This window comes from Citrobacter sp. wls706 (assembly GCF_005281305.1).
Classification (GTDB): domain Bacteria; phylum Pseudomonadota; class Gammaproteobacteria; order Enterobacterales; family Enterobacteriaceae; genus Citrobacter; species Citrobacter werkmanii.
Genome location: NZ_SZXG01000029.1, coordinates 527,644 through 550,365, shown reverse-complemented (window position 1 = coordinate 550,365; position 22,722 = coordinate 527,644). Strand labels below are relative to the sequence as shown.

At 54.7% G+C, this 22,722-nt stretch carries 18 protein-coding genes; 9 read left to right on the top strand and 9 right to left on the bottom strand.

What is annotated here, in order from left to right; all coding sequences use genetic code 11:
• Position 1: 1 nt before the first annotated feature.
• Positions 2–1,195: an ROK family transcriptional regulator gene (locus tag FDW92_RS07500; RefSeq protein ID WP_042306707.1), complete on the bottom strand. Its 1,194-nt coding sequence runs from the start codon at positions 1,193–1,195 to the stop codon at positions 2–4.
• A 114-nt stretch (positions 1,196–1,309) separates the two neighbouring features.
• Here FDW92_RS07500 and FDW92_RS07495 point away from each other — a divergent pair, with 114 nt between their 5' ends.
• The 4 genes from FDW92_RS07495 to FDW92_RS07480 all read left to right on the top strand — a co-directional run bounded on the left by FDW92_RS07495 (position 1,310) and on the right by FDW92_RS07480 (position 8,167).
• On the top strand, positions 1,310–4,576 hold the full coding sequence (locus FDW92_RS07495; protein WP_042306709.1) for a DUF5107 domain-containing protein: 3,267 nt from the start codon (positions 1,310–1,312) through the stop codon (positions 4,574–4,576).
• Positions 4,577–4,648: 72 nt separating this feature from the next.
• The gene (locus FDW92_RS07490) at positions 4,649–6,088 is read left to right on the top strand and encodes a sugar porter family MFS transporter (RefSeq protein WP_042306711.1); all 1,440 of its coding nucleotides are present in this window, start codon (positions 4,649–4,651) and stop codon (positions 6,086–6,088) included.
• Positions 6,088–6,930, top strand: a complete 843-nt coding sequence (locus FDW92_RS07485) for an aldose 1-epimerase (RefSeq protein ID WP_042306713.1) — start codon at positions 6,088–6,090, stop codon at positions 6,928–6,930. The genes FDW92_RS07490 and FDW92_RS07485 overlap by 1 nt, the downstream gene beginning before the upstream one ends.
• Positions 6,931–7,018: 88 nt before the next feature.
• Positions 7,019–8,167 (top strand): 3-phenylpropionate MFS transporter, encoded by a 1,149-nt coding sequence (locus FDW92_RS07480; protein WP_042306714.1) that lies wholly within the window; start codon positions 7,019–7,021, stop codon positions 8,165–8,167.
• Here the strand turns inward: FDW92_RS07480 and csiE are convergent.
• The 7 genes from csiE to FDW92_RS07445 form a co-directional block, all read right to left on the bottom strand.
• Positions 8,162–9,439, bottom strand: coding sequence for a stationary phase inducible protein CsiE (gene csiE / locus FDW92_RS07475; protein WP_042306717.1), 1,278 nt, complete (start codon positions 9,437–9,439; stop codon positions 8,162–8,164). The genes FDW92_RS07480 and csiE overlap by 6 nt on opposite strands.
• Before the next feature lie 617 nt (positions 9,440–10,056).
• Positions 10,057–10,659, bottom strand: coding sequence for an SIS domain-containing protein (locus FDW92_RS07470; RefSeq protein WP_042306718.1), 603 nt, complete (start codon positions 10,657–10,659; stop codon positions 10,057–10,059).
• A complete protein-coding gene (locus FDW92_RS07465) occupies positions 10,656–12,293 on the bottom strand; it encodes an FGGY-family carbohydrate kinase (RefSeq protein ID WP_042306721.1) in 1,638 nt (545 codons plus the stop codon). The genes FDW92_RS07470 and FDW92_RS07465 overlap by 4 nt, the downstream gene beginning before the upstream one ends.
• Positions 12,294–12,310: 17 nt before the next feature.
• Positions 12,311–13,264, bottom strand: coding sequence for an ABC transporter permease (locus FDW92_RS07460; protein WP_042306723.1), 954 nt, complete (start codon positions 13,262–13,264; stop codon positions 12,311–12,313).
• Between the two features lies 1 nt (position 13,265).
• Positions 13,266–14,255, bottom strand: a complete 990-nt coding sequence (locus tag FDW92_RS07455) for an ABC transporter permease (protein ID WP_042306725.1) — start codon at positions 14,253–14,255, stop codon at positions 13,266–13,268.
• Positions 14,248–15,756 carry a sugar ABC transporter ATP-binding protein gene (locus FDW92_RS07450; RefSeq protein WP_042306726.1) on the bottom strand — a complete coding sequence of 503 codons (1,509 nt, stop codon included), beginning with the start codon at positions 15,754–15,756 and terminating at the stop codon, positions 14,248–14,250. Before FDW92_RS07450 ends, FDW92_RS07455 begins: the two co-directional genes overlap by 8 nt.
• 103 nt (positions 15,757–15,859) lie before the next feature.
• Positions 15,860–16,843, bottom strand: coding sequence for an autoinducer 2 ABC transporter substrate-binding protein (locus FDW92_RS07445; protein WP_003037665.1), 984 nt, complete (start codon positions 16,841–16,843; stop codon positions 15,860–15,862).
• Between the two features lie 417 nt (positions 16,844–17,260).
• On the opposite strand from FDW92_RS07445, the gene FDW92_RS07440 reads away from it, so the two are divergent.
• Both FDW92_RS07440 and FDW92_RS07435 read left to right on the top strand, forming a co-directional pair.
• Positions 17,261–17,899, top strand: a complete 639-nt coding sequence (locus FDW92_RS07440; protein ID WP_042306729.1) for a DUF1007 family protein — start codon at positions 17,261–17,263, stop codon at positions 17,897–17,899.
• Positions 17,890–18,870 (top strand): nickel/cobalt transporter, encoded by a 981-nt coding sequence (locus tag FDW92_RS07435; RefSeq protein WP_042306731.1) that lies wholly within the window; start codon positions 17,890–17,892, stop codon positions 18,868–18,870. The genes FDW92_RS07440 and FDW92_RS07435 overlap by 10 nt, the downstream gene beginning before the upstream one ends.
• A gap of 67 nt (positions 18,871–18,937) precedes the next feature.
• Here the strand turns inward: FDW92_RS07435 and suhB are convergent, their stop codons facing one another.
• The gene (gene suhB, locus FDW92_RS07430; RefSeq protein WP_003835237.1) at positions 18,938–19,741 is read right to left on the bottom strand and encodes an inositol-1-monophosphatase; all 804 of its coding nucleotides are present in this window, start codon (positions 19,739–19,741) and stop codon (positions 18,938–18,940) included.
• Between the two features lie 118 nt (positions 19,742–19,859).
• Between suhB and trmJ the strand changes: the two genes are divergently transcribed.
• From trmJ to iscS, 3 genes are all read left to right on the top strand, one after another.
• Positions 19,860–20,591, top strand: coding sequence for a tRNA (cytosine(32)/uridine(32)-2'-O)-methyltransferase TrmJ (gene trmJ, locus FDW92_RS07425; RefSeq protein WP_042306733.1), 732 nt, complete (start codon positions 19,860–19,862; stop codon positions 20,589–20,591).
• A 173-nt stretch (positions 20,592–20,764) separates the two neighbouring features.
• Positions 20,765–21,256 carry a Fe-S cluster assembly transcriptional regulator IscR gene (gene iscR / locus FDW92_RS07420; RefSeq protein WP_003037674.1) on the top strand — a complete coding sequence of 164 codons (492 nt, stop codon included), beginning with the start codon at positions 20,765–20,767 and terminating at the stop codon, positions 21,254–21,256.
• 242 nt (positions 21,257–21,498) lie between these two features.
• Positions 21,499–22,713: a cysteine desulfurase gene (gene iscS / locus FDW92_RS07415; protein ID WP_003835233.1), complete on the top strand. Its 1,215-nt coding sequence runs from the start codon at positions 21,499–21,501 to the stop codon at positions 22,711–22,713.
• The last annotated feature ends 9 nt before the right edge of the window (positions 22,714–22,722 follow it).

Here is a 22,722-nt window from a genome sequence, read left to right as displayed (position 1 = left end):
ACTACAGCTCGCTAAGTTGTGATTCTACATACAGATAGCCAATTCCCATGAGTTGCTGAGCGCGAGTCAGTTTACCGAAACCGATCTGCGTTGCCCTGGCTCGCGGGTTATCGCCGTGATCGAACGGATTGAATCCGGTTTGTTGTACCAGCGTATTGAGCCAGCTCTCGCCAAATGCGCAGCTCCGCCCATATAACCATATTTGGTTAATATTCAGTATATTCAAAAAGTTATAAAGACTCAGGCCAATAGCGCTGGCGGCATGTTCAGCCCACGCCTGAATGCGGACGTCTCCGTGCCTCCAGGCATCAATAAGCTGGTCGGTGGTCAACGTTTCCGGATCATACAGGGAAGCCGGTTGCGATTTCATCCACACGCGAGCCTGCTTTTTCAGTGCGCTTAATGACGCTACCGTTTCCAGACACCCATAACGACCGCAGTCACAGGCAACGCCGTCCGGATGAATTATTGTATGGCCAATCTGACCGCTGCCATACAAACTGCCCCGCCAGATGTTATCGTTAATCACAAACGATGAGCCAATGCCGTAATCAACGTTAATCACACAAAAATCACCTTTAGCCGCCGGATTTTGCCACTTTTCCGCCAGCGCCAGCATCACGCAGTCATTGTCCAGCCGGACCTGCACACCAAGCATCTCCTCAAGCAGGTATTTTATTTCCACCGGTGTTTTCCACGGAGCCTGAGGCATGGTTTTTGATGCGCCGGTAATCGGATCAACCTGGCCGTGCACGCCTAGCGCCAGATTAATCGTAACCTCTGGAAATTGCCGATGGTATTCTCGCCAGTGTGTCGCCAATGCCGCCAGTAGCGCTTTTGGCGTATCAGGATTAATGACCTCATGGCGCCAGTCACCGACGGCCACCAGACGCGCGTCCGCCAGTTGGCTGGTGATGCTGGTGGGGGTGACGTTGATGCAGAGCGTCCAGGCGCCTGTTTCTGGCAAATGATAACTGCCGCTACTCAAACCGCGCTGGCTTAACGTCTCTAGCGAATGGCTGATTCTCCCTTCATCCATCAGCTCTTCAAGAATATTGCTGACCGCCGGGATTGACAGACTGGTGAGCTGCGCCAACTGCGACTTGCTAAGCTGTTTTTCCCGCCATAGATGCGACAAAAAGATCTGTTTATTTGCCTGACGCACCCTGGCGTTATTGAATCCCAAACGCTGCATACACTTAACTCCCTTTACTATATTGCGTGAGCATTGTGCATTTTAACGCCACTTAACTGCTGCAGAATAGCCTCAGGTTAAATTTTTACTTTTGTTTATTGAGTGGAGAGCGGCATGTACGGTTCAGTTAAAGTCTGGCAGGAAACGATCACCCTCCCAACGTGGACGGTGGGTGAAGAAGACGCTAACCCGATGTTTCTGGAGAAAAGGGTGTATCAGGGATCCTCTGGTGCGGTTTATCCCTACGGCGTGATTGATACCCTGACCGGCAAGCGTGAAATGCGCGACTATCAGGCGGTGTGGATGGAGAATGACTTCATTCGCATCATGCTGCTGCCGGAATTAGGCGGACGCATCCATCGTGCGTATGACAAAGTGCAGCAGCGTGATTTCGTCTACTACAACGAAGTAGTGAAACCTGCGTTGGTTGGCCTGCTTGGGCCATGGATCTCTGGCGGCATTGAGTTCAACTGGCCGCAGCATCATCGTCCAACCACCTTTATGCCGGTTGATTTTACGCAGCAGCAGGGCGAGCAGGGCGAATATACCGTGTGGATGGGGGAGGTTGAACCCATGCGTGGTTTACAGGTGATGACCGGGTTTACACTGTACCCAGATCGCGCGCTGATCGAAATAACCGGGAAGGTGTTTAACGGTAACGCTACCCCGCGCCACTTCCTGTGGTGGGCGAATCCGGCGGTGAAAGGTGGCGACGATCATCAGAGCGTGTTTCCGCCGGATGTAACCGCGGTATTCGACCACGGTAAGCGCGATGTTTCAGCGTTTCCTATCGCTACTGGCACCTACTACAAAGTGGATTACTCGGCGGGTGTGGATATCTCTCGCTACAAAAACGTACCCGTTCCGACCTCTTATATGGCGGAAAAATCGGATTATGACTTTGTCGGTGCCTGGCACCACGGCGAACGCGGTGGATTACTGCACGTGGCGGACCACCATGTTTCGCCGGGGAAAAAACAGTGGACCTGGGGATACGGCGACTTTGGCGTTGCCTGGGATCGTAATCTCACCGATGACAACGGTCCGTATATCGAACTGATGACCGGGGTCTTTACCGATAACCAACCGGATTTTACCTGGCTTGCGCCGTACGAAGAGAAAGTTTTCGTGCAAAACTTCCTGCCCTACAGCGAACTTGGCATGGTGCAAAACGCCAGCACGCAACTGGCGCTTCGGCTGGTGCGTGAGGGAAGCCAGCTTTCAGTGGGCGTTTATGCGATAGCGCCGCTACGCGATGTTCAGGTTACGCTTGCGGCACACGGGCAGCCGTTCTTTGAGAATACACTCTCCCTTGAGCCGGGGCAGAGCTGGTTAGCCGATGTGTCTGACAATGGTCATGCCCGGGTAACGATGACCGTCACTCGCGCCGATGGCTCCACGCTTTTGCAGTACGAAGAGCACCTGGCGCAAGAGTTACCACTACCCTCGGCGGCCAGCGCGCCAGCTCAGCCAGAAGCGCTTGCTAATACCGATGAACTCTATTTTATTGGTCAGCATCTGGAGCAGTACAACCACGCCAGCCGCTATGCCGAAGACTATTACCGCCGCGCGCTGGAGGTCGACCCGCTGGATTATCGCAATAATGTGGCGCTGGGGACGCTGGCGCTAAACCGCGCGGACTGGGCATTAGCAGCCCATTGTGCGGGCAAGGCGCTGGAACGGGCGCACAAGCTCAATAAGAATCCACGTGATGGCGAGGCGAGTATGCTGCTGGCTGCCGCGCAGGAACGCCAGGGCGACGATGACAGCGCCTGGGATAATTATTATAAGGCGAGCTGGAGCGGCAACTGCCGGGACGCGGCTTTCTGGTCGTTAGCGCGCCTGGCGATGAAACGTCAGGACTATGCCGGCGCGTTGGAAAAGGTCGAGCAGAGCCTGCGCTTTAACGGCAGTAATAACCTGGCGATGGGACTGAAAGCGCTGGCGCTGGCTAAGCTTGATCGCAATGCGCAAGCGCTGGAATACATTTGCCAACAGCTGGTTGATTATCCGCTGAGTTACACCCTGCACTATGCGCGCTGGGCTATTTGCCAGGATGAAGCGACTGCACAGGCGCTAATCTCGATTACCGGGCGGCGCGGTACCAACGCGTGTGAACTGGCTGGCTGGTTGATCGCATTGGGGCAAAAAGATGCTGCCCGTGGCGTGCTGGAACTGCTCGACAGCCAGGAAACGCTACCGATGCTGTGGCGCGCTTCGTTGAGCGACAATCCGCAACCTTTCATCGAACGAGCGCGTAAGTGTCTGCAAAATCGCGTCCGTTTTCCCAATACGCTGGATGAAGTACAGATGCTGCAAACCCTCGAGCAGAGCGCTTTTGCCCGCTATTTGCTCGGCTGTTTCTGGTACAGCAAACGCTGCTATGACGAGGCGGTCTCCTGCTGGCAATTTACCCTTGCGCAGGAGCCGGATTTTGCCCCAGTGCATCGCTTATTGGGGATCTATGCCTGGAACAAACAGCACGATGCACAGCAGGCGATACAGTATCTGTCGCAGGCCGTAGCACTGGAGCCGCAAAATGCCCGTTTCCTGTTCGAACTCGACTATCTCAAAAAGCTGATGGCGCAACCGGCTGAACAGCGTTTGCAGCGACTGGAAGCCAGCAAAGATATTGTCTTCCATCGCGACGATCTGACGGTGGAACTGCTTAGTCTGTGGAATGGATTGGGGCGCTACGACGAGGCCGCGGCAATCTTACGTGAGCGTGTATTTCATCCGTGGGAGGGGGGAGAAGGCAAAGCCACCGGGCAATATCTGCTGAATCAGATGCATCGCGCACTGGAGGCTGTTCAGGCGGGCGACCCGCAAACCGCCATCACGCAACTGCAACAGGCGCTGCACTACCCGCAAAACCTTGGGGAGGGGCGTCTGCCTGGGCAAACGGATAATGACATCTGGTATTTGCTGGGTTATTGCGCCCAGCAGCAGGGGCATTTCGAGGAATCCCAGCGTTACTTCTCCCGTGCCACACGTGGCGGTAGCTCACTGGATGCCGGACGTTACTACAACGACCAGCCGGTGGACTATCTCTTCTGGCAGGGGATGGCGCAGAGAAAACTTGGCGATGATGCAGAGGCGGACGCTCTGTTCAACAGCTTCCTACAATGGGTTGAGTCGCATCGCGACAACATCCCGGATGTCGATTTCTTTGCCGTATCGCTGCCCGATCTGGTGGTACTGGATACCTCAGCACAAGCAAAACACCAGCAACACTGCCTGTTTATCAATGCGCTTGGGCATCTGGGACTGGGAAATAGTTCTGCTTGCCAGCGCGATCTTGATGAGCTTCTGCAACTCAATCCGGCGCATGACAAGGCGTTACTGCTGCGTCACGCCATAAACGTAAGGCTGTTCCAGTAATACCCGAAACGGGTGGGGGCAACCTCACCCGAAACCTTCTGTCCCCTGCGTTTCCCTGAAAGAGGAATCATAATGAATAACGCGCAGACACATTTAAAGATTGGTTACGTCTGGACTATCTGCCTGGTTGCCGCCTGCGGTGGTTTACTTTTTGGCTATGACTGGGTGGTAATCGGCGGGGCAAAGCCCTTCTATGAAGCTTATTTCTCGATTACCGATCCGGCGCAATCTGGCTGGGCGATGAGCTCGGCGTTGGTTGGTTGTATCTTTGGTGCGCTGATTTCCGGCTGGTGCGCCGATAAATTTGGCCGAAAGATGCCGCTGATTCTCTCGGCGATCCTCTTTAGCGCTTCAGCCTGGGGGACCGCAGTTGCCAGCAATTTTGACATGTTTGTTGTTTATCGCATCGTTGGCGGCGTGGGGATTGGTCTGGCATCCGCGCTAAGCCCGCTGTATATCGCTGAGGTCAGCCCGGCGGAAAAGCGTGGTCGCTTTGTTGCCGTTAACCAGCTCACCATCGTGATTGGCGTCCTGGCGGCGCAGCTTATCAACCTGATGATTGCCGAACCTGTCGCCACAGGCGCTACGCAGCAGGCGATTGTGGAAAGCTGGAACGGTCAGACGGGCTGGCGCTGGATGTTTGGCGCTGAATTAGTGCCCGCGGTAATATTCCTGGTGCTGATGTTCTTTGTCCCTGAATCGCCGCGCTGGTTGGTGAAGGCAGGAAAAGCCGAACGTGCGCGCACCATGCTGCAGCGCATTGGTTCGGCAGAATATGCCGGGCAAACGCTGAAAGAGATTGAACATACGCTACAAAAAGATAACCACAAGGTCGCGTGGTCATCACTGTTACAACCGCAGATCAAACCGATAGTGATTATTGGCATGGTGCTGGCAGTGTTCCAGCAGTGGTGTGGGATCAACGTTATTTTCAACTATGCGCAGGAGATATTTGCTTCCGCCGGATTCGACATCAACGGCACGTTAAAATCGATCGTAGCGACCGGGATCATCAATCTGGTCTTTACCCTTGCCGCTCTGCCGCTGGTGGACAAAATTGGGCGTCGTAAACTGATGCTGTTTGGTGCATCAGGGCTGACGGTTATCTACGTACTTATTGCCGGGGCATACGGGTTGGGCATTCTGGGCTGGCCGGTTTTGGTTCTGGTGCTGGCGGCGATTGCCATTTACGCCCTGACGCTGGCCCCGGTAACCTGGGTGCTGCTGTCCGAAATCTTCCCCAACCGTGTTCGCGGGTTAGCGATGTCGCTCGGCACGCTGGCGTTGTGGATTGCCTGCTTCCTGCTGACCTATACCTTCCCACTGCTGAATGCGAGTCTGGGCGCATCGGGAAGTTTCCTGCTCTATGGTGTGATTTGTGCGATGGGCTTTATCTATGTTCTGCGTAATGTGCCGGAAACCAAAGGCGTGACGCTGGAAGCGCTGGAAGAACGGCTGGCGGCGCAGCATACGAAAGTTGGCGCATCAAGCCAGCAACGAAGCGCCCGCTAATGAACTCTCTGCTGATGTTACAAAACGCACATCTACGGATGTGCGTAGATCCACAGGGCGGTTCGCTATTGAGTCTGGTTTCGTTACAACATCAACAGGCAATATTACGCGAAGGTCATGGTCAGCAGCCCGGTGATTGCGGCCTGTTCCCGATGTTACCGGTGGCAAATAGGGTGGCGGGCAATCGTTTTGTGTTACGTGGGGAAGAGGTTGTGCTACCGCACCATGAGGCGGATGCACACTTCTTCCTGCACGGTGACGGTTGGCTGCAGCGCTGGCAGGTTATCACTGCTACGCAAAGCGGTTGTTTGCTACAGTTGCGCAGTTGGCATCCCTGTGGTTACGACTATACGGCGCAGCTTTGCTACCAACTGGAAGCGTCAAGCCTGCATGCTTCATTGACGCTCACCCATTGCGGGGAACAACCGATGATCTATGGCTGCGGGTTCCATCCGTTTTTTGCCTTTGATACGCACAGTACGGCCCAGTTCACCGCCAGCGGCTACTGGCCGGAGGGGGAACAGCATCTGCCACTGGACTGGCAAAGTAATATTCCACCCGCAGCAGATTTCATGCATGCGCAATACGGTGAAGATGCCTGGTTGAATGTGGGTTATTCTGGCTGGAGCGGGCGGGCCGTTATTCAGCATGATGTGATGAAAGTCACGATTTTAGCGCAAACTCCGTGGTTGATGCTGTTCAGAATGTCGGGTGAACCATTCCTGTGCCTGGAGCCGCAGACGCATCCGGTGAATGCCCACCACATGCAGGGGCAGCCGGGATTGCAGGTTTTAGCGCAGGAAGAACGCTGTCATTTTGCGATGCAAATTTGCATCGAATAGGGCGAAAATCATGTTATCTGCCTGTTAATGGTCTCTTGCGCCAGCCAGAGTTTATCGCCAGACTACCGTCTCCAAACGGGAGGGATTCATGGCTTTGCATTCCACGCGCTGGCTGGCGCTCGGTTATTTCACCTATTTCTTTAGCTACGGTATTTTTCTGCCTTTCTGGAGCGTCTGGCTCGAAGGGCTGGGGCTGACGCCGGAAACCATTGGTTTACTGTTGGGCGCGGGGCTGATTGCCCGTTTTCTCGGTAGCTTGCTGATTGCGCCGCGCGTGAGCGATCCCTCTCGTCTGATTACCGCTTTACGTATTCTGGCTCTGTTGACGTTGGTGTTTGCGCTGGCTTTCTGGGCGGGGACCAACGTGGCGTGGCTGATGGTGGTGATGGTCGGATTTAACCTGTTTTTCTCACCGTTGGTGCCGCTGACCGACGCGCTGGCTAACACCTGGCAAAAACAGATAACCATGGATTATGGGCGGGTTCGACTGTGGGGATCCGTGGCCTTTGTAATTGGCTCTGCGCTGACCGGTAAGCTGGTGAGCCTGTTTGACTATCGGGTGATCCTTATTCTGCTGTCGCTTGGCGTCGCCTCGATGCTGCTGGGCATGATGATTCGCCCGAGCGTGCAGCCAGCAGGTGAAACCCGTCAGCAGGAGAGTGCGGGATGGCCCGCCTGGCGCGCGTTAATAACGCAAAGCTGGCGTTTTCTTGCCTGCGTGAGTCTGCTGCAGGGCGCACATGCCGCCTATTATGGTTTTAGCGCCATTTACTGGCAATCCGCCGGTTATTCCGCCTCGGCGGTGGGCTATTTATGGTCATTGGGCGTTGTGGCGGAAGTGATCATCTTCGCGCTGAGTCACAAGCTGTTCCGCCGCTTTAGCGCCCGCGATCTGCTGTTGCTTTCCGCCGTTTGCGGCGTGGCGCGTTGGGGGCTGATGGGCTGGAGCACCGATCTGCCGTGGCTGATAGTGGTGCAGATCCTGCACTGCGGTACCTTCACCGTCTGTCACCTGGCGGCAATGCGCTATATCGCGGCGCGACAGGGCAGCGAAGTGATTCGTTTGCAGGCGGTCTATTCCGCGGTGGCGATGGGCGGCAGTATCGCCATCATGACCGTTTTCGCCGGCTACCTGTACCAGAACCTGGGCAGCGGCGTATTCTGGGTGATGGCGCTGGTGGCGCTACCGGCTATCGTGCTGCGCCCGAAAGTGGTGGCGCAGCCTGCGACGTTATGATTCGAGGATTTTGCGGATCTGCTGCTGCTGGTGAGACGTCAGCGCCAGATCCGCATGAATCAACGGCGGTGAAAACAGCGGCAGCGGCGTAGTGTACGGTGTGACGATCAGCGTTACGCCACGCGGCGCGCCCTCTTTTTGAAAGTCCTGCATTGGCATATGTTTTACGTTGAGCGGCAGCAGCGTCAGTTCGCGTAGCTGCTGTTCTATATGCGCTTCGAGTTGTTCATTACTGCCGGTCAGCAGGATAATCTGTTTTTCGTGCAAATCCTTCTCCTGCATCAGCCAGGCACCGAAAATCACCGCCACCAATCCGATCTCTTCTTCTGAAAACTGCACATCGTATTCCGCTTCGAATCCGTGTATCGCCTCGCGGGTGGTGCGTACCAGCCGGGGATAAAGTCGGCTGAACTCTTCCGGTAGCGTGTTATCAATGCCAATAGCAAACACACTGCGGTTCAGCGCCTGGGCAAGGTGGATATACAACTGGTCGTTCAGCCCTTGTTCATCGCTGAAGCGAACGTTGCCATACTCGCGAAAACGCAGCACCAGCCGCGCGATAGCCAGACGAAGACGGCGATCCTGCTGGTGGTTATCGCGGATGGGGTCGGGGATGCGAATCATTGAGAACAGCAATGCCATAAACAGCGATTCGCCCGGCGGCGCACTTTGCATGACGTGACGTTGCCAGTGGCGGGCGATCTCCTCAGCCAGAGCGTACTCCGCGCAGGATTGCGCCCAGCGCTGCTGGAGTGGATTAAACTCCGGGGTGATCCCCGCGTGATGTTGCAGCAGGCAGTATTGTAAAAACAGCCGCAGGAACTGGATATCACGACACTCAAAGGGCTTTTGCAAGCGTCGGGAGCAGAGGTTAATCAGCGCATGCAGATTGGTGTCATCATACAACGTGCGCGCTATGCCCTGCTGTTTCAGCGCCATTTTCAATGCGGGTGTGAAATGTTGGGCGATAAAGGTCGGGCAGATCCGCAGGCCACGGCGCAGCCAATGCAACAGGCACAGACGCTGGTTCAGCGGGGCGCCTTCGATCGCATAGCCGCCATTCTGGGCGGAAATAATGGCGAGCCGATGATAACGCTGGATTTCAAGCCCCGCGCCAATGATATCCTCCTGAACGGTGGCATCATCGACGCCATTGAGACTGCTGAAGGTCTGCGCGGTAGCTATCTGCCCCGGCAGAAAAAGCGTCAGCAGTACCTGGCAACGGCGTTGGGGAGCGGAAAGTACAGATGGCGGGGCGAGCGTTGACATCATCTGTAGAATCTCCCGTGAGTATGTTTGATAAGAATAGTTAAAGTTTGCGCATAGATTTGAGGAATGGAAAGCTTTACGCCAGGAATGCTGGGGAGCGTCACAGAATTTTTAACGTGCGGAACAGATAGCGGTAGTGGAACGCAGCGCGTTAATCCGCTTTTTCACTGTTTTATCTTTAGTTGGGATATAAAAAATGCCAGAGGGGGGAATGCGGCGGAGGGAGGTATAAACATGCTATCGCAGAGAAAGGTTCCGTTCACCTCATGTTCATCGCTTTTCTGTACACTGAACGCCAGTGAACGTGTTAAGGGTGCTATCGCCGCACCCTTAACAATCCCGGCTCCCGGCGGGAAAATTGCCGCTCCGCGGTTCCCTCCGCTTATTCCTCCTGGCTACCGGGGCGGGCGCGATGTAACGTCCCTGTAAAGCGCGCCCTGAGCCAGCATCCATGCTGGCTCTCCCGGCCTTACGGAAACACGTCGGCAATTTTCAGCCGGACCAGCCACGCCTGACCATCTGTATTTTTATTTGAACATGTTTGAACAGCAAAAAGGATATAGCTGAAAGTCAGAGCGTTGAGGTGAACGGAACCCTGAGCCGGAATTACATGTTCTCCATCACGCCTGCCCACGGCTCAGCGTTAATCCCACATCGCCGCCGGGATGCACTGCCAGCAGTGTCTCCTTCGAGTAGCCGCTTTCACTCATCAAACAGGCGCAGGCGGCGTCAAAGATCGCCAGTACCAGCAGAATTGAGGTCGTCGCCAGCATGTTCAGCGGGTCGGCCTCACGCTGGACGCCGGTGGAAATCACCAGCCTCGACGCTTTAGCGATGGCCGAATCAGCGTTTTCCGTCACGCTCAGGATCGGCACATTTCTCGCCGCCAGCCCAGGCAGCAGCCGGGTAAGTTCATCCGAATTGCCTCCGCGTGACAGCATAATAACCAGGTCGTCGGCGCGTAAAAAACCCAGATCGCCGTGCGCCGCATCGGTGGCATTGAGATAAATCGCCGGGCGCTCCACGCAGGCGAGCATATGCGCGATTTTACGCGCCGCAATGCCGGAGGTGCCGACGCCGGTAACGACGATTTTTCCCTGACAACCGCGCAGTTCCGCCATCAGCGACTGCCAGAGCGGTTCAGTCAGGTGCTGTCCCAGACCCGCAAGGGCATCGCTGTAGCTCTGGAATACGCCGGTGGCCTGAGACCAGGAGTCACTCATGCTTCCTCCTGCATCAGTTGGCGGTATTTCATATCGTCCTGATACATCTCGTGGAATACCCGATATTTGCGATCGTAGTACTGCTTAATACGGTTGGTTTGCGGGGTGACCGTTTTACCAATCCGGCTCATCGCCGACATCGCTTCCGGGAAGGTGTCAAATACACCGGCGGCGATAGTTCCCATCATGGCACCGCCCAACAGCATGGCTTCACTCTCTTCCGGCAGCAGCATGGCGCAACCGGTGGCGTTGGCGTGTTCCTGAACGAAGATCGGGTTTTTCGTCCCGCCGCCGCTGGCCATAATCGTATCGATGGTGTAGCCACTTTGATTCATCGTTTCAATGATATGTCGCGTACCGAGGGCAATGGCCTGGATAGTCGCCAGATACTGTCGCGCCATATCTTCCGGCGTGCGCGACAGCTTAAGTCCGGTGATTGTCCCCGTAAGCGTAGGGTTGGCGCGCGGCGAGCGATTGCCGTGGAAATAGGGCAGGATATGCATATCGCGGGTCAGGAAGGCGATATCTTCCGGCTCACCGGCCATTTTACGCAGCAACGCATTCAGCACTTCATAAATGGTCTGTCCCTGCGACTTAGCCTGCGCCAGTAAGGTGTCGTAGCACGGATGCGACTGAATTACGTGGTCGATTAACGCCCCTGTTGCCGACTGCCCGCCTTCGTTAAGCCAGTATTCCGGCAGTACGGCAGAGTAGTAAGGCCCCCAGACACCGCCGATAAAACGCGGCTCTTTGGAAATCGCCATGTGTCCGGTGGAGGTGCCGCCAATCAGTGCGATACGACGGTCGAAATCCGGCACCTCGCCGGAAACTCCGCTGGCGCCGAGCGTACCGAGGGTACCGGCGTGGGCATCAATAATCGATACGCTGACCGCGGTGCCGGGGATCAGACCCATTTCGCTGGCGGCGCGTGCTGACAGCCCATGGCCGAGCGGTTCGCCCATGGTTTTCACGTAGCGGCCAATTTTAGCGGCATCGTGTTCCAGCAAATCTTCCAGCCCAATCTGGCGGAAATAGCTGGCATCCCATTTATCTTCATGGCCCATATAGGTCCATTTACACACCGTCGAGCACAATGAGCGTGTGTCATCGCCCGTTGCGCGCCAGGTGAGGAAATCAGGTAGGTCAAAGTAGTAACCGGCGTTAGCCCAGGTATTGGGCATGTGCTGCTTCAGCCACAACAGTTTTGGCGTTTGCATCTCCGGGGAGATAATGCCGCCGACGTAGTCCAGTACCCGATGATGCAGGGCGTTAATGCGATCGGCCTGAGTAATGGCGCGATGGTCCATCCACACAATAATGTTCTGTTCACTGCGCCCGGAAGGGCTGATGGTGAGTGGATTACCTTCTTTATCCAGCACCACCAATGAACAGGTAGCGTCAAAGCCCAGACCTTTCACCTGAATAGGATTGATATCCGACTGGTTAATCGCATCGCGAACCGCGTTACACACAGCCTGCCAGATGTTATCGGAAGACTGCTCAACAAAATCGGCCTGCGGACGGTAAATCTCGATGGCCCGACTGGCCTGACCGACCATTCTGCCGTTGAGATCAAACACGCCAGCACGGGCGCTTCCGGTTCCGACATCCACACCAATAAAGTAACTTGCCATAATTTTTTCTCCTGAAATCAGGCTTTACGATTCTGTAATGCGATAAAGAGGATCAGCACCGCGCCCCACAGCGCCATCGTCAGATAGCTGCTGACCCCCAGCAAGTTAAGGCCGCTTTCCAGCATTTGCAGCACAATCAGCGCCAGTACCAGGCCGATAATGCGTCCGAAGCCGCCATCCGGGTTAATGCCGCCGAGCACAGAGGCAAGGATGGTGACCAGCAGGTAGGATTCACCGTATCCGGCTTTGGCCGAGTTGAATTTCGCCATCATCAGAATGGCGGCGACCCAGCCGAGCAGGGCTGAAATAACGTACACCGAAATTTGTACCCGTACGGTATTCACGCCGCTGTAGCGGGTAGCCTGCTCATTGGAGCCGACGAGATACAGGCTGCGCCCAAGCGTGGTGTGCTCCAGCAGCACCCACAGCAGGATTGCCACGAGGAAAAAGAGCAGTAGCGCCACCGGAATACCGGCAATTGTGGCGTTGCCAAGATACTGAATGGCAGTCGGGAAACCTGAAATCACCGTCCCGTTGGAAAGCAAAATATTCAGCCCGGAGATCAGCGTCATCGTGCCGAGGGTGGCGAGAATAGGCGAGACGCCGACCCAGGCAATTAAAGCGCCGTTGAGCGTGCCGATAGCCACCGCCACCGCAGCGCCAGCAACCAATGCCAGTACCAGAAACAGCGGGTTATCCGGGTGGGTGACGATTATCGCCGCCATCACCAGCGAGCAGGCATTTGCCCCGGCAATAATCGACAGGTTAATGCCGCCGGTCAGCATGGTCATGCCCATCCCGAGGGCCAGCATGCCGAGGATTGGCAACTGCGAGCCAATCGACTGGAAGTTAGCGACGCTGAAAAAACGGCTGCCGAGCAGGGCCGAGAAGACCAGGGCGACGGCCACAATAATGACGCATTGCAGACGAATGATGGCATCACCGGGTAAAAATCTGGCGATTGTTTTCATCTCAAAGCTCCCTTGCCAGTTTACGTTTTTCGTTCCAGGCCGTGGCGCTAATGCTGACCAGGATAATGGCGCCGCTGAACACGGTGTGCCAGTAAGAGGAGACGCTCAGCAGCGTCAGACCATTTTGCAAGAACGCCAGCAGCACAACACCCAGTAGCGTTCCGGTTAACGTACCGCGCCCGCCGCTCATGCTGGTGCCACCGAGCACGACCGCCGCCAGCACCGTTAACTCAAAGCCGAGTAGGGAATTGGGGGCAACAGACTGGGTGATTTGCGCCTGAACCACGGCGGCAACGCCTGCCAGAATGCCCATATAGCCATAGACGTAGAAATGCAGCTTCAGCAGATTCAGCCCCAGGCGCGAGGCCGCGTCGCGGTTGCCGCCCATGGCGTAAACCTGACGGCCAAGACGGGTATAGTTCATCAGTACGGCGGTAAAGATGATCACCGCAGCCAGGCACAGCAGGGGCAGGGTTAAACCGTAGTCGTAGCCGTCTGTCGCGGTGAACGACAACCAGTTGATACCGTTCATAAACCAGTCCGGGAAGCCGTACAGCCAGGTACCTTTGGTGGCATAAACCAGCAGGCCGTAGTAGACGTTCAGCGTGGCGATGGTAATGATGATCGCCGGAACGCGCAGCCAGTAGACCAGGAAGCCATTAATCAGCCCAAGCAGCAGACCTACCGCCATTGCGATGGTTAAAGCCAGTACGAAGTTGCCGCCGTGAGCGATCACCCAACTGGCCATCGCATACTGGGCAATCGCGGTCATCGCTGGAAATGAGATGTCGATCCCGCCGGAAATCAGCACCACAAACAGCCCGCAGGCGAGAATACCGAGAATCGCGTAGCTGGTGGCGACATCTGTGAGATTGCCCAGCGACAGGAACTCATCGGTACTGACGCTCAGCCCGACGGCGAGCGCCACGACCAGCAGGCCCAGCCAGAATTCATGTTGCCCGATTAAACGGGAGAGACGCAGACTATTCATTGATTACCTCGACCACTTCAGCAATCTCCTCTTCACGGCAGTGATGAGGATTAAATTCCGCCACCAGTTTGCCGCGGCGCATCACCAGCACACGATGACTGTTGTAATACGCTTCCGGGATTTCATCGCAAATCATCAGCACCGCCATTCCCTGTTCCGCCAGATCGCGGGCTATCTGGTAAATCCCCTCTTTGTTGGCGATATCCACGCCGACGGTAGGGGAGTCGAGGATCAAGATGCGCGGGTGGGTTGCCACCCATTTGGCAATGGCAATGCGTTGGGCATTACCGCCGGAGAGCGTTTTGACCGGCAGATGCGGATCGGAGACTTTAATGTTCAACTCACGGATTAAATCGGCGACCAGCTTTTGCGCTTTACGATGATCGAGCAGACCGCTGCTGGTATGCAGTTGGTCAAACACCGTGACGATGGTGTTGTCATAGATCGACTGCTCCATGATCAGCCCCTGCGTCAGGCGATCTTCAGAGACATAGCCGATCCCGTGTTTGATGGCGTCATGATTATTGCGCAGAGTAACCGGCTGGCCGTTAATGCGCATTTCGCCGCTTTCCGGCTGGGTCATGCCGAACAAACTGAGGCAAAGCTCGGTGCGACCGGCACCCAGCAGACCGACAATGGAGACAATCTCACCGCTATGTAGCGATAAATTGATGTTCTGGTATTTCCCCCGGCGGCTGAGGTTGCGCAGCTCGAGCAGCGGCTCTTGCTCAATAGCAGGTCTTTCCGGCAGCGGGCTGTAGTGGAAGCGTTGTCCGGTCATCAGGAAGGCCAGTTCGTGACTGTCGAGTTCGCTGGCCGGGTAAGTCCCCACCAGTTTGCCGTCGCGCATCACGCTGATACGGTCCGCCACTTCCATCACTTCATCCAGACGGTGGCTGACAAACACCACGCAAATCCCGGCCGCTTTCAGTTCGTTGACGACCCGTAGCAGGCCATTGACCTCCTGGCGGGTTAACGAAGCGGTGGGTTCATCCATAATCACCAGACGCGCATCGGCGGCAATAGCCCGGCAAATGGCGACCAGTTGCCGGTCGGCAATCGACAGTTTTTCGACTTTTTTATCGGGATCGATGTTCACGCCGATGCGTTTCATAGCGGCCAGCGCCTGCTGTTTCATCGCGCCACGGCGCACCCAGATATCGCCACCGGGCAGATAGCGGTTGACCGCGATATTTTCAGCGACGCTAAAGTTAGGGAATAACGACAGGTCCTGATAAATAACCTGAATACCATAATGGGAAGAAAGCTGCGGCGTCAGGTGATGGAATAATTTGCCATCGAGTAAAATCTGCGCGCCTTTTTCCGGATGATACACTCCAGAGATCACTTTAATAATGGTGCTTTTACCACAGCCGTTTTGACCCGCCAGACAGTGAACTTCGCCTTTTCTCAGCGTCATATTCACGTTATCCAGCGCCAGCACGCCCGGGAATTGTTTGCTGATATTCTCAAGAGTGATAAATGCGGTGGTGTCTGTCATGGACAATACCCCTGCGCACGTCCGCATGGACGCTAAGTGTTAGTTTGGTTGATAGCGCCGACCAGACGGTCGGCGTTAAGGTTCCCTGGTGTCGGCTAAAGCCTTAGAAACCGAGTGATTGTGCGTTGTCTTTGGTGACTTCGAGGATCTTGTTAAAGCGGATCACTTTCTTCTCCGTGTCGATATCGGCTTTCCCTAAACCATCGATACTCAGATCAGCGTTCACTTCTTTACCCTGCAACAGCTGATCGGCCACCGTTACCAGCGCATAGCCCGCGTCTTTTGGATCCCACAGCAGCGCTTTCTTAATATCACCGCGCATCAGGTAAGGTGCAGCCTGTGCTGGCATGGCGATCCCGACGACGGCGATTTTATCTTTGGCGCGTTTTTTCTGTACCGCCTGACCCGCACCGATAGGACCCAGCGAGCCAAAGCCGATAATGCCCTTCATCTGCGGATAGGTTTTCATCAGGTCCAGCGTGGTGGCGTAGGATTTATCGATGCTTTCCGCGACCGGCAGACGTGAAGTGACCTCGAACATCTCCGGATATTTTTCTTTCTGGTACTTAATTGCATAATCTGCCCACGCGTTATGAAGTGGGACCGTCAGCGAACCGACATAGATGGCATACCCGCCTTTGCCGCCCATGTTTTTTGCTAATTCATCGACGTTAGCCTGCGCATATTTTTCACTGTCGATGGTTTCAATATCCCACTGGCCAATCTGCTCGTCCGGGGATTCGTGCGTCAGCACCACGATGCCTTTGTCGCGCGCTTTTTTCAGCACCGGCTCAAGGACCTTGGCATCATTCGGCACTACGATGATTGCGTTAACATTTTTGGCGATCAGATCCTCAATGACTTTCACCTGCTGAGCCGGATCTGGCGTGGAAGGCCCGGTCTGGTAAGCATTCACATCCAATTTTTTTGCTGCTTCATTCACGCCGGTTTCCATGCGGTTAAACCATGGGATCCCGGTGACTTTGGCAACCACAGCAATTTCATATTTTTCCGCCGCAAAGGACGTGCCGGACAACATGCATGCAGAAACCAGGGTTGCACTGAGTAATGCGAGTTTGAATTTCATAGTTGTACCTTTCGTAGGGGGCAGGACATGTCACGGGGTGAAGTTAACTACGAATGGAAGAGGGAATGAATCATGAGTTTCATGAATGTGATCTATGCCCAGTATTGTGAATTTATGGAAAAATAATGGTTAAAAATTGGTTAAATTAAAGGGGTTTTATATCCATGACAGCAAAGTTATTGTTAATGGATTATTAAAATGAAACCATAAATTAACAATTAATTATCATTTTGCGTAAATTGTGGTGGCGAGAAGGGATTTAGACGGGTGTTGCTGGAAAAAGAAATCTCGAAATTGAGAACTGAATCGATACCGGAAAAGGGTGCTCAACATTTTTTCGTTCAATGATATCCTCAGCACTCTTTCGCCAAACATACCATTATTTCTGGCAGCCTGGATTTTTATCGTGGAGAAGCCATGCAGCGCGTTAAACGCATCATTGTCACGTTGTTTCTTGCTGTCCTGTCTTTTGACGCAGGCGCTCATCCCCATAGCTTTATCCATTTGAAAACTGAGATCGTGAGCGAGAATAATCAGTTCGTGGCGCTGAAAATGCGCTGGACGATGGATGAAATCACCTCGGCTGATCTGCTTTACGATGCGGGGAATGCCAAACCTGGCTCGGAGATCTGGAAAAAACTGGCGGCGGAAGTGATGGCGAATGTGCTTGGGCAGCATTATTTCACCGAAGTGTGGCATGACGGGCAAAAGGTAAAGTTTAAAAACAGGCCGACGGAATACGGCATGGAACGGGAGGAACATCAGGCGGTGCTAACGTTCGTTTTACCATTAGCTGAACCGCAGCCGCTGAGTGGTCAAAAATATACCATTTCAACCTTCGATCCGACCTACTACGTTGATATGAGCTATGACCAGGACAGCGACGCTATGCTGGGGCAGGCCATTAGCCAGCAATGCCGACTCACTGTCCATACCCCGACGCCGAATGAACAAACGCTGAGCTTTGCCCAGTCGCTGGATAAAGAAGACGCCCCGCCGGAGGATATGGAGTTGGGTAAACAGTTCGCACAAACGGTAACGCTGCAATGTCAGTAATTTATCAGCCACGCCCCGCCGGACGCCGCTGGCTTACGCTGTGGCCGCTGGCACTATTTTTCCTGCTGGCGGCAGGCGGCATACTGTGGCTATGGCAGGCCTGGCCGCAGGTGATGATGAAAAGCATCGTCTGGCAGCGCGAAGTAAACCAACAGATGAGCGGATTGCTGAAAGCGGTTGCTGCCAGTCCGACCCAGGCAGGGGGATCGCTGCTACTGTTTAGTTTTCTCTATGGCGTCCTGCATGCACTGGGGCCGGGTCATGGAAAAGTGGTGATTACTACCTGGCTTGCGACGCACCCGTCAAAACTCAAATCAAGTATCGGCCTGACGCTGGCGTCGTCTTTATTACAAGGACTGGTCGCGATTGGTCTGGTCGTTATCGTGCTCACCGTCTTGCAGTTACCTGCGCGGCAGCTGCATATGAGCAGCTTCTGGCTGGAAAGAGGGAGCTATGTGCTGGTAGGCGTGTTGGGCCTGCTGCTGTGCTGGCGGGCGCTGAAAAAACTGCGCTCATTGCTAAAACGGCCAACGTTTACCGCTTTCACACCGCACCATGTGCATCACGACGGCTGTGGCTGCGGGCATCAGCATTTACCGCAGCCGGAACAGTTGCAAAGCGGTGATGACTGGCGCGCCCGGTTGATGATTATTCTGTCTATGGGGATGCGCCCATGCTCCGGGGCTATCATGGTGCTGCTGTTCAGTAAAGTGATTGGCGTCTTTAGCTGGGGCATGGCCTCGGCGCTGGCGATGGCGGCGGGAACTTCTTTGACGATTACGTCACTGGCTTTATTGGTACACAGTTTCCGCTCGCTGGCGGTAAGACTTAGCGGGCATAAAGCGCCGGTGCTGTGGCGACAGATTGGCTGGACAACGCTGGCATTAGCCGGTGGGGCGATATTGATTGCGGCGGCGGTGGTGATGTGGATGAGCGCGGTGCCGGTAGGTAGGGGATTAAGACCGTTTTAGATTAGTGAGCGGCAGGAATTGTAGGCCGGATAAGACGCGAAAGCGTCGCATCCGGCACCACAGCAGATTAACGCTTCAGCGCGTCGCTCAGTTCATCACGCATGTTAGCCAGCATGGCTTTCACTACGCGCGGGTTACCTGCAACGATGTTGCCGGTTGCCATGTAGTTATGGCCGCCGGTGAAGTCGCAAACCAGTGCGCCGGCTTCACGAGCAATCAGCTCACCTGCGGCGAAATCCCACGGGCGCAGACCAATTTCGAAATAACCGTCAACGCGGGCTGCGGCAACGTAGGCCAGATCCAGCGCGGCAGAGCCGGTGCGGCGGAAGTCAGCGCATTCGGTAAACATGTTGCCAAGGATTTTCATGTAAGAAGCAGCGTGCTGTTTCGCTTTGAACGGGAAGCCGGTGGCAATGATGGTGCCGTCCAGATCGCGAGCCGTGCTGCCACGCAGACGGTAACCGTTAAGCTGAGCGCCTTGGCCGCGGGTTGCGGTGAACAGTTCATTACGCATTGGATCGTAAACAACGGCAACTTCAGTACGGCCTTTAATGCGTACTGCGATAGATACCGCGAAGTGCGGCAGACGTTTTACGAAGTTGGTAGTGCCATCCAGTGGATCGATAACCCATTGAACATCCAAATCTTCACCAACATGTTCACCGCTTTCTTCGGTGATGATGGTGTGCTGTGGGTAAGATTTGCGAATCGTTTCGATAATAATCGCTTCGGCGGCTTTATCGACGTTAGTCACGAAATCATTGCTGCCTTTCTGGCTGGTTTCTACAGAGTCTGGGGTTTCGTAGTGTTTGGCAATTACATTACCCGCCTTGCGCGCTGCGCGCACGGCGATGGTCAGCATCGGATGCATCGGTCTCTCTCACTGGATGTTAAAGAACGGGAAAACGGCGCAGAGTATAGCAGCGAGTTCGGAATATGTCTTCGTTTTATGATAATATGCCCGAATAATCTTTAGCCGAAGAAATACAATGCTGCAAAATATTCGAATTGTGCTGGTGGAAACCTCTCACACTGGCAACATGGGCTCTGTGGCCCGCGCAATGAAAACCATGGGTTTAACCAATCTGTGGCTGGTTAATCCACTGGTCAAACCGGACTCGCAGGCCATCGCCCTGGCGGCAGGCGCCAGCGATGTGATTGGCAGCGCGCAGATCGTCGATACCCTCGATGAAGCGCTGGCGGGTTGTAGTCTGGTAGTAGGCACCAGCGCGCGTTCCCGTACGTTGCCGTGGCCGATGCTGGACCCGCGCGAATGCGGCTTAAAAAGCGTCTCTGAAGCGGCGAATACGCCGGTGGCGCTGGTATTTGGCCGTGAACGCGTTGGCCTGACCAACGAAGAACTGCAAAAATGCCATTACCACGTCGCCATTGCCGCGAACCCGGAATACAGTTCGCTCAACCTGGCGATGGCGGTGCAGGTTATCTCTTATGAAGTCCGCATGGCCTGGCTGGCGACGCAGGAAGGTGATAAGACCGTCGAATACGAAGAAGCTGAGTATCCGCTGGTGGATGATTTAGAGCGTTTTTACGGTCATCTGGAACAAACGCTGCTGTCGACCGGATTTATTCGCGAAGGCCATCCGGGACAAGTGATGAACAAGCTGCGTCGTCTGTTTACGCGTGCGCGTCCTGAGAGTCAGGAGCTGAACATTTTGCGCGGAATTTTGGCGTCGATTGAACAGCAGAATAAAGGCAAGTAAGCGAAACGCCTCCTGCAAGTGAAAACGGCACTGAAGGTTAAATACCTGACTAAATTAGTCAAGTAAATAGTTGACTGATTTAGTCGGGAATGTCAGACTTGCCCCTGCTATGCAATACCCCCATTTTACAATAAAAAACCCCGGGCAGGGGCGAGTTTGAGGCTAAGTAAGACATGAGACTGACATCAAAAGGGCGTTACGCCGTGACCGCAATGTTGGACGTTGCGCTCAACTCCGAAACGGGCCCGGTACCGTTGGCTGATATTTCTGAACGTCAGGGAATTTCCCTGTCATATCTGGAGCAGCTGTTTTCCCGTTTGCGTAAAAACGGTCTGGTTTCAAGCGTACGTGGACCTGGCGGCGGGTATCTGCTGGGTAAAGATGCCGGGAGCATCGCAGTAGGTGAAGTCATTAGCGCTGTCGACGAGTCTGTAGATGCGACCCGTTGCCAGGGCAAAGGCGGTTGTCAGGGCGGCGATAAATGCCTGACCCACGCGCTGTGGCGCGATCTGAGCGATCGTCTGACCGGTTTCCTCAACAACATTACGTTGGGCGAACTGGTGAATAATCAGGAAGTCCTGGATGTGTCTGGTCGCCAGCACACGCATGACGCTCCACGCACTAATCGTGCTCAAGACGCGATCGACGTTAAGTTGCGCGCATAATTTGCCCGTTATATTTCGTGCCGCAACTGCGTTGGCCGCACTTGCTCGCCCCAGTCACTTACTTGATGTAAGCTCCTGGGCACTCTCAAGTTTGCCGCCTTGCTGCAACACGAACTATTTAGGGCAAAGATAATAAGATATTAGAATCAGGCCGGGGTGTTCGACGCCCCGTTAACTCGGTCGTACATCCAGCCGGTTGCCTGGTTCCTTGCATTGAAGCGATGTACGGAGTTTATAGAGCAATGAAATTACCGATCTATCTCGATTACTCCGCAACCACGCCGGTGGACCCGCGTGTTGCCGAGAAAATGATGCAGTGTCTGACCCTGGACGGAAACTTTGGTAACCCAGCTTCCCGTTCACACCGTTTTGGCTGGCAGGCTGAAGAGGCGGTAGATATCGCCCGTAACCAGATTGCCGACCTCGTGGGCGCTGACCCGCGTGAAATCGTATTTACTTCCGGTGCGACTGAATCCGATAACCTGGCGATTAAAGGTGCAGCCAACTTTTATCAGAAAAAAGGCAAGCACATCATCACCAGCAAAACCGAACACAAAGCCGTGCTGGATACCTGTCGTCAGCTGGAGCGCGAAGGGTTCGAAGTTACCTACCTCGCCCCGCAGCGTAACGGCATCATCGATCTTAAAGAACTTGAAGCGGCAATGCGTGACGACACCATCCTCGTGTCCATCATGCACGTGAACAACGAAATCGGCGTGGTGCAGGATATCGCGACTATCGGCGAAATGTGCCGTGCGCGCGGCATCATCTATCACGTTGACGCCACTCAGAGCGTGGGCAAACTGCCGATCGACCTGAGCCAGCTGAAAGTTGACCTGATGTCCTTCTCCGGCCACAAAATCTATGGCCCGAAAGGTATTGGCGCGCTGTACGTGCGTCGTAAACCGCGTATTCGTATTGAAGCGCAGATGCACGGCGGTGGTCACGAGCGCGGCATGCGTTCCGGTACTTTGCCTGTTCACCAGATCGTGGGCATGGGTGAAGCGTACCGTATCGCTAAAGAAGAGATGGAAACCGAGATGGCGCGTCTGCGCAGCCTGCGTAACCGTCTGTGGAACGGCGTGAAGGACATGGAAGAAGTGTACCTGAACGGCGATCTCGAACAGGGCGCACCGAACATTCTCAATGTCAGCTTCAACTTTGTTGAAGGCGAGTCGCTGATTATGGCGCTGAAAGACCTGGCGGTATCCTCCGGTTCTGCATGTACTTCAGCAAGCCTGGAGCCATCCTACGTGCTGCGCGCGCTGGGTATGACCGACGAGCTGGCACACAGCTCAATTCGTTTCTCTTTAGGTCGTTTCACTACCGAAGAAGAGATTGACTATGCCATCAATCTGGTTCGCAACTCCATTGGCCGTCTGCGCGACCTTTCTCCACTGTGGGAAATGTTCAAACAGGGCGTGGATTTGAACAGTATTGAATGGTCACATCACTAATTCGGCACC

Bases quoted from the DNA above. Each gene is read 5' to 3' on its own strand.
- suhB (WP_003835237.1), bottom strand. From the start codon at position 19,741: ATGCATCCGATGCTGACCATCGCCGTGCGCGCAGCGCGCAAGGCGGGT.
- FDW92_RS07450 (WP_042306726.1), bottom strand. From the start codon at position 15,756: ATGACAGACACCACCGCATTTATCACTCTTGAGAATATCAGCAAACAA.
- FDW92_RS07485 (WP_042306713.1), top strand. From the start codon at position 6,088: ATGAACTCTCTGCTGATGTTACAAAACGCACATCTACGGATGTGCGTA.
- FDW92_RS07465 (WP_042306721.1), bottom strand. From the start codon at position 12,293: ATGGCAAGTTACTTTATTGGTGTGGATGTCGGAACCGGAAGCGCCCGT.
- csiE (WP_042306717.1), bottom strand. From the start codon at position 9,439: ATGATGTCAACGCTCGCCCCGCCATCTGTACTTTCCGCTCCCCAACGC.
- FDW92_RS07460 (WP_042306723.1), bottom strand. From the start codon at position 13,264: ATGAAAACAATCGCCAGATTTTTACCCGGTGATGCCATCATTCGTCTG.
- FDW92_RS07500 (WP_042306707.1), bottom strand. From the start codon at position 1,195: ATGCAGCGTTTGGGATTCAATAACGCCAGGGTGCGTCAGGCAAATAAA.
- FDW92_RS07490 (WP_042306711.1), top strand. From the start codon at position 4,649: ATGAATAACGCGCAGACACATTTAAAGATTGGTTACGTCTGGACTATC.
- FDW92_RS07455 (WP_042306725.1), bottom strand. From the start codon at position 14,255: ATGAATAGTCTGCGTCTCTCCCGTTTAATCGGGCAACATGAATTCTGG.
- iscR (WP_003037674.1), top strand. From the start codon at position 20,765: ATGAGACTGACATCAAAAGGGCGTTACGCCGTGACCGCAATGTTGGAC.
- trmJ (WP_042306733.1), top strand. From the start codon at position 19,860: ATGCTGCAAAATATTCGAATTGTGCTGGTGGAAACCTCTCACACTGGC.
- FDW92_RS07480 (WP_042306714.1), top strand. From the start codon at position 7,019: ATGGCTTTGCATTCCACGCGCTGGCTGGCGCTCGGTTATTTCACCTAT.
- FDW92_RS07495 (WP_042306709.1), top strand. From the start codon at position 1,310: ATGTACGGTTCAGTTAAAGTCTGGCAGGAAACGATCACCCTCCCAACG.
- FDW92_RS07440 (WP_042306729.1), top strand. From the start codon at position 17,261: ATGCAGCGCGTTAAACGCATCATTGTCACGTTGTTTCTTGCTGTCCTG.
- FDW92_RS07445 (WP_003037665.1), bottom strand. From the start codon at position 16,843: ATGAAATTCAAACTCGCATTACTCAGTGCAACCCTGGTTTCTGCATGC.
- FDW92_RS07470 (WP_042306718.1), bottom strand. From the start codon at position 10,659: ATGAGTGACTCCTGGTCTCAGGCCACCGGCGTATTCCAGAGCTACAGC.
- FDW92_RS07435 (WP_042306731.1), top strand. From the start codon at position 17,890: ATGTCAGTAATTTATCAGCCACGCCCCGCCGGACGCCGCTGGCTTACG.
- iscS (WP_003835233.1), top strand. From the start codon at position 21,499: ATGAAATTACCGATCTATCTCGATTACTCCGCAACCACGCCGGTGGAC.